Source organism: Desulfoprunum benzoelyticum (genome assembly GCF_014201505.1).
GTDB classification, from domain to species: domain Bacteria; phylum Desulfobacterota; class Desulfobulbia; order Desulfobulbales; family Desulfocapsaceae; genus Desulfoprunum; species Desulfoprunum benzoelyticum.
In genome coordinates this window covers 149,052-155,136 of the sequence record NZ_JACHEO010000007.1, presented here as the reverse complement: position 1 = coordinate 155,136, position 6,085 = coordinate 149,052, and the positions used below count along the sequence as shown (strand labels likewise).

Genomic DNA, 6,085 nt, shown 5'->3' with positions numbered 1-6,085 from the left:
ATTGAGTCGGTAGTTTGAAATCCCAACAAAGAAGTTCCAGGCCATTGACCGCTGTAATTTGACAGGATTGAGTTTCGATGAGAAATGCGGGCTAATCTCCAACCTCCGCATTTTTCAACAGCGCTCACCGCTGCCGATTGACATTGAACCTGGAAACTCAAATGGACCTGTCGGAAAACATCAGGCTGACCAGTCAGGGAGGTCGGCCAGTTCCCGTCATACCATCAGCATCGGCCCATTTGCCTTGGGCAAAAGATCAATTCCTTTGTCTCCCAAGACCTCTCCACCTGGGATGGGGTCAGAAGATATGTACGGCCGATGTCTTGAAACAGACCTGTATGGCCGTGCCGATATCGAGGCCCAGATCGACCGCTGACCCCTTGGTTACCAGCGAGATGAAGGTGGCGTCCTTCACGGAGATATACACTTCGTAGAGAAAACCCTGGTCGACAATACCGTTAATGCTGCCGGCAAATGAGTTGCGTATGCTTGATTCCAGTGGCTTCAGGCTGATCACGATGTCTTCTGGCCTGATGGCGATATAGCCGCCGGCTTTATGGTGTGCATGGGGGATTTCGATGCGGAGGGACCCCAGCGTCGCCGTCGTGCCGCTGAAGGTGGCTGGGAAGATGTTTTTCATCCCGACGAAATCGGCCACGAACGACGAACCCGGCCGTTGGAAGATATCCCGTATCGCCCCGGTCCTGACGATGGTGCCGCTGTTCATGATGGCCGCGCCGGTGGCGAGTGTCAGTGCTTCGGAAAAGTCATGGGTCACCATGAAGAAGGTGATGCCGGTTGTTGCGTGGATCTGTTTGAGTAACAGCCGGATCTCTTCACGGAAGCGCTGGTCGAGGGCTGAGAGTGGTTCATCGAGGATGATGACCCGGGGTTCCACGAGCAAGGCGCGGGCCAATGCCGTACGTTGCATTTCTCCGCCGCTCAGCGTTCCCGGCCGACGGTTGAGCAGATGCCTGATGCCGAGGTCGTCCACCAGTTGCCTGAATCGTTTGTCCGTGATTTTTTTGTCGTGCCGGTGATACCGCAATCCGTAGGTGATGTTGCCGGCTACCGTCAGGTGCGGGAACAGGGCGTAATCCTGGTACATGATGCCGATACTCCGACGCTCCGGCGGCAAGCGGGTAATATCCCGACCATCGATGGCAATATTGCCGTCTGAGGTCGGTACCAAGCCGGCCATGGCCTCCAACAGGACGGTCTTGCCGGAACCGGTGGGGCCCATGAGGACGAAGAATCCCCCGTCGTCGATGGTTAGATTGATGTCTTTCAGGCGGAATTCGCCACGTTCCACCCCGAGCCCGTTGATCTCGATCATGCCGCCTTTTTCCCCGGTAAGGTCAGGATTCTAAGGAGCAGAAAGAGCGTCAAGCACACCAGGACCAGCCACACCGCCACCGGCTGGGAATAGTTGAGTCCGTAAGCCTCGTAGCGTTCATAGATGAGAACCGGTGCGATCATCGGGTGGTAGGCGATGACCACCACGGCGCCGAATTCGCTGATCGCCCTGGCGCAGCACATGATCAAACCGGCGAGGACGCTGCGCCAGGCCAACGGGAAGGTAATCCGGAAAAAGGTGCTCCACATGGGGGCGCCGAGACTTCGCGAGACGTTTTCCAGCCGGGGGGAAACCGCCTCGATTCCAGATTTGAGGGTGTTTATGTAGAATGGTATACCGACGAAGGTGAGCACGGTGATGATGCCGGTGGTGCTGCCCATGATCCTGATGCCGAGTTCGGCAAGCATCTGCCCCAGCCAGTGGTTCTTCCCGGCAACGCCGAGAATAGCGATACCGACAACGGGATGGGGGATGACGATCGGCAGGTCGATGATGGCCTCGATGAGGTGCTTGCCCCGGAAGTGCGAACGGGCGAGCAGATAGGCCAGCGGTGTTCCGACGATAAAGGAGATGCCGGCCGCCGCAGCCGCAGTACAGATGCTCAGCCGGATTGCCAGGAAAACATTCTTGTCCTGGAGTGTTTCCCTGAGCATGGCCGGGGAGGGGGCCGTCAGCAATTCGACGAGCGGCAGAAGAATGAATGCCAGCACGACGACACCGCAGGACAGCGACATCAGGTAGAACGGCTCCCTCCTCGACATCACGGACATCCCGTCAGTTCTTGACTTCCACCAGCCCGGTCAGTTCGGTGGGCAGTGTTGAATGCATTGCTTCGCTGGGTATCCGGCAGGGGATGAACGGCGGCTGGCCCTGGTCCTTGAGGATCTTAAGGCCGCCGTTGGGATCGAGCATGTAGGCGAGGAACGCGAGGGCCGCCTCTTTGTTCGGGGCGTCTTTCAGCAGGGTGACTCCATAGGTGACCGAATCGCCTTTCATATCCATGAATTCACCGGGTTTTTTGCCCGTGACCTTGACCACGGCCTGGGAGTAGAAGTCGTCATGCCGGTAGTCGCCCAGGTTGATCTCGTCAGGGAGCACGACATATTTGAGTCCGTGCTGCACGGCTACGGAAAGATACTCCCATATGTAATCCATGTTGCCGGTCTGGAGCAGAGAGACCAGTTCCACCGATTTCGGCCGGATATTCGCCTCAGGACGATTTGCCAGCATCATATTGTAAAGACCTGGTTTTTTGTAATATTTTTCAGCCAGTTGGAGCACCATCAGAGAGCGGTACCCGCAGGGATCGACATTGGGGTCGGAGTGCCCCCAGACGACTCCCTTGGTCTGGAGGATATCGTACCAGTTGTCCGCTGTGATCGTATCAGCATGCTTGCTCTTGTCCGTGTAACAGAGGACGAGCTGGTTGGTGGCGAACCGGATGTTCCAGTCGGCGTAGGTGGGGATGAGCAGCTTGTCGATGACCTTGAAGTCAGCCGATGCGATGATATCGCAGGGTTTCTTCAGGTCGGTGACTTTGCGAGCCGCCGCCTGGCTGCCGCTGGCTTCGCGTTGCAGGTCCACGCCCGGATACATGGCTTCGAATGCCTTTTCCATGGTCTCGAAGGGCATGGACAAGCTACCCGCATGGAACATGACAACCGTCCCTTTCGGCTCGGCCATGGCATTCGTTTGCCCAATGAAGACAAGGAAACCCAGGATAAAACAAATGTCCACATCTTTGTCGCTAACGTCATCTGCATAACATATCTCCTCTTTGTCACTGTTTTGAACGGGTTTAGAACAATACCGCCAACTTTTCCCATACCTTATTTCGGTCCTTCAACAGGTTCTCCCCTGTAGGGGTAATCCTTCAGGCGAATGTCGGCCCGCACGTGGGGGTTCTGAACGGTCTTGGTCGAATCAACCCACTCTTCCCATTTGAAATTCTCAACAACTTTCGTCTGGTAGCTTTCCTCCAGGGGCCGACTGTATATGTCGTTAATATGCGTAAATTGTTGATAGCGCATCAGGTCAACCTGGTAAGGGGTAGGTTTTCCTCCTGCGTCCTTAACCACCTTTTTGAGTTCCAGAACTTCCTGGGCGCTCACCTTGGGGGTCCAGGTGATTTTGCCTGGAAGCACGACCGGCTCTCCCGGGATGTTGTTGATCCCTTCCTTCCATGTAGCGAGGACAGCAACACCAGTGTCTTGCCGGTAGAGAATGATCGCGTGGCCGTATTTTTTTTCTTTGAAGAAACCAAGATTTCCGTACTGGATCCGGGCTCCGGTAAGAAAGGCCACGACATCGCTCCAGCAAGGAGAGGTCCCCGTGATGGTTGTGCTAACCTAAAATTGACCAGGAAAGTGGGGTAGTGATTACCGAAAACTGACCACCCAGAGCAACGCACTTTCGGTTAGAATGTTGATTTTTTTGACATTCAACGCGGAGGTGAGGAGTTGCTCGAAATGGATCAATACGAATACCTCAGGACGGCCCATAGGGTCTACGGCAAGAACATCAGCGAGTTAGCCAGACAAACTGGTCATTCGCGCAACACCATCAAAAAGGCTCTGCGAGGTGAGCCGTGGGGCTACAAGGAACGTGAGCAGCAACTGTTTCCGGTACTAGGTCCGTATCGTTCGATAATTGAAGAATGGTTGAGAAACGACAAGGAACAACCGAGGAAGCAGCGCCATACCGCCCGGCGAGTATACAACCGATTACGAGTCGAACAGGGTTACCAGGGGAGTGAATCGAACGTCCGCCGGTTTGTGCGGGAGATGCAAATGGAGTTGGGTCTTGATCTTTCCAGCCAGGTGTTCATCCCATGCGAACCTGATGCGGGCCAGGAAGCGGAGGTTGATTGGGGCACTGCGAAGGCGGTTCTTGGAGGAGAAGCTGTCCGGTTGAAGTTTTTCTGCATGCGGAGCAAGTTTTCCGGAAAACACTTCGTTCGATTCTATCCCTGTGAGCGTAAGCAGGCATTTTTTGACGCCCACATCAAAGCCTTCGATTTTTTCGCCGGGATCTTTCCGGTGCTGATTTACGACAATTTAACGACGGCGGTTCGTAAGGTTCTCCAAGGTAAAAGGCGTATTGAGCAGGAGAGCTTTGGTAGATTCAAGGCCTATTACAGTTTTACCGCAAGGTTCTGCAACCCTGACAGCGGCAACGAAAAAGGTGGGGTGGAGGGATTGGTAGGTTTTGCTCGGCGGAACTATATGGTCCCGGTGCCGGAAGCCGAGAATCTTGAGGAACTCAACGAAAAACTCCTCAGTGACTGCCTCGCCTACGGATCGCATAAGATGGCCGGCCGCACGGAGAGTGTTGCCGAACTCTACGAGGGCGAGAAAGGTCATCTTCTTGAGACGCCGGAAGTGGCTTACAGCAATATCCGGTTGCACGAGGCGCGGGTCGATAAATACGCGACGGTGACGGTAGACAAGAACCGATACTCCGTGCCATGGCAGTACGCAGGCCGCAGACTGAAGATCCTCGCGCATGTAGACCGGGTGGAGATTTTTTCCGGCGGTAAACGACTGGCAGTCCACGAACGCATGTTTGCCAACAACAACTGGAGTCTTGCCCCGGAGCATTATCTGGAGCTGATTCAACAACGTCCGATGTCGTTTTCCAGTGCCCGAGTGATTCGGCAATGGCGGGAACACTGGCCGCAGTCGCTGCATCAATTGCTTGCGAGTTTCTGCCGGATGCAGGGAGAAACCAAAGGGATCAAGGATTTCATTACCGTGCTGATGCTGTACAGCCGATATAGGGCGGGTGACGTGGAGGCTGCGGTTGAACTGGCCCTGGAAAAGAACCTTTACGGCAGTGAGGGGGTACGGCATCTGCTGATATACGCCAATGAGCCAAAAGCCACCATTGCCCCGCTTGCCGATTGGCCGAGCCTGCCATCTCCTGACGTGACCGTTTATGGAGTGTTGGGAGGTGTGCAATGATGAATGCAACCTGTATCGAATTGCGTGAAACGCTGAAAGCACTGAGCTTATCAAGCACCGCTCGAGATCTGGAAGCCAAGATACGCCAGGCCAAAGAGAGCGGCCCGGGCTACGATGAGTTTTTGCTGGATCTGACGACAGCCGAACTCCAGGCCAGAGCGGAAAGCAGACTCAACCGCCGGGTGCGAGAGGCGAAATTCCCTTTGCTGAAGACCTTGGAAGGGTTTGATTTTGCCGCCGTTCCTGATCTCGACATCCGGGTAATACGGGAGTTGACGGGAGGGGAGTATATTAAAGGGCATCGCAATGTTATTTTCCTTGGTCGCAGCGGCACAGGCAAGACCCATCTGGCAACTGCGCTCGGGATCGAGGCCTGCAGGAATAATTACCGGACCAGGTTTGTCAGTTGCTATGGTTTGGTGAACGAACTTATCGAAGCCCGTCAGGAGAAAGATCTTCGCCGTCTCATTGGCCGGCAGGCTCGTTACGATTTGCTGATTCTCGATGAACTCGGCTACATCCCGTTTTCCAAGGAAGGCGCGGAATTGCTCTTTCAGGTGCTTGCCGAACGCCAGGAGAAAGGGTCGGTGATCATTACCACGAATCTCGGTTTTGCCGACTGGACCCAGGTGTTCGGCGATCAAGTGATGACGGCAGCCCTACTCGATCGATTGACCCACAGAGCCCATATCATCAACTGTCTGTGGGACAGCTTTCGTTTGAAAGAAAGCCTCAAAGGACAACAAGTCAAGAAAGGAAAATGAAG

6 protein-coding genes are annotated in these 6,085 nt (G+C 54.8%); 2 read left to right on the top strand and 4 right to left on the bottom strand.

Features of this window, described 5'->3' with window-relative positions; genetic code table 11:
* Positions 1 to 298: 298 nt before the first annotated feature.
* From HNQ81_RS08225 to HNQ81_RS08210, 4 genes are all read right to left on the bottom strand, one after another.
* A complete protein-coding gene (locus tag HNQ81_RS08225) occupies positions 299 to 1,336 on the bottom strand; it encodes an ABC transporter ATP-binding protein (protein WP_183350212.1) in 1,038 nt (345 codons plus the stop codon).
* Positions 1,333 to 2,118 carry an ABC transporter permease gene (locus tag HNQ81_RS08220; protein WP_183350210.1) on the bottom strand — a complete coding sequence of 262 codons (786 nt, stop codon included), beginning with the start codon at positions 2,116 to 2,118 and terminating at the stop codon, positions 1,333 to 1,335. The genes HNQ81_RS08225 and HNQ81_RS08220 overlap by 4 nt, the downstream gene beginning before the upstream one ends.
* Before the next feature lie 13 nt (positions 2,119 to 2,131).
* Entirely contained in the window at positions 2,132 to 3,094 is a 963-nt protein-coding gene (gene wtpA / locus HNQ81_RS08215) for a tungstate ABC transporter substrate-binding protein WtpA (protein WP_183350208.1), read from the bottom strand.
* 92 nt (positions 3,095 to 3,186) lie between these two features.
* Complete coding sequence (locus HNQ81_RS08210) at positions 3,187 to 3,660, bottom strand: hypothetical protein (RefSeq protein ID WP_183350206.1); 474 nt, start codon at positions 3,658 to 3,660, stop codon at positions 3,187 to 3,189.
* Between the two features lie 165 nt (positions 3,661 to 3,825).
* Between HNQ81_RS08210 and istA the strand changes: the two genes are divergently transcribed.
* Together istA and istB are read left to right on the top strand one after the other, a co-directional pair.
* Positions 3,826 to 5,319: an IS21 family transposase gene (istA, locus tag HNQ81_RS08205; RefSeq protein WP_183350204.1), complete on the top strand. Its 1,494-nt coding sequence runs from the start codon at positions 3,826 to 3,828 to the stop codon at positions 5,317 to 5,319.
* On the top strand, positions 5,316 to 6,083 hold the full coding sequence (gene istB, locus HNQ81_RS08200; protein WP_240191712.1) for an IS21-like element helper ATPase IstB: 768 nt from the start codon (positions 5,316 to 5,318) through the stop codon (positions 6,081 to 6,083). The genes istA and istB overlap by 4 nt, the downstream gene beginning before the upstream one ends.
* The last annotated feature ends 2 nt before the right edge of the window (positions 6,084 to 6,085 follow it).

Coding starts and splice junctions, on each gene's coding strand:
- HNQ81_RS08225 (WP_183350212.1), bottom strand. CDS start 1,336: ATGATCGAGATCAACGGGCTCGGGGTGGAACGTGGCGAATTCCGCCTG.
- HNQ81_RS08220 (WP_183350210.1), bottom strand. CDS start 2,118: ATGTCGAGGAGGGAGCCGTTCTACCTGATGTCGCTGTCCTGCGGTGTC.
- istA (WP_183350204.1), top strand. CDS start 3,826: ATGGATCAATACGAATACCTCAGGACGGCCCATAGGGTCTACGGCAAG.
- istB (WP_240191712.1), top strand. CDS start 5,316: ATGATGAATGCAACCTGTATCGAATTGCGTGAAACGCTGAAAGCACTG.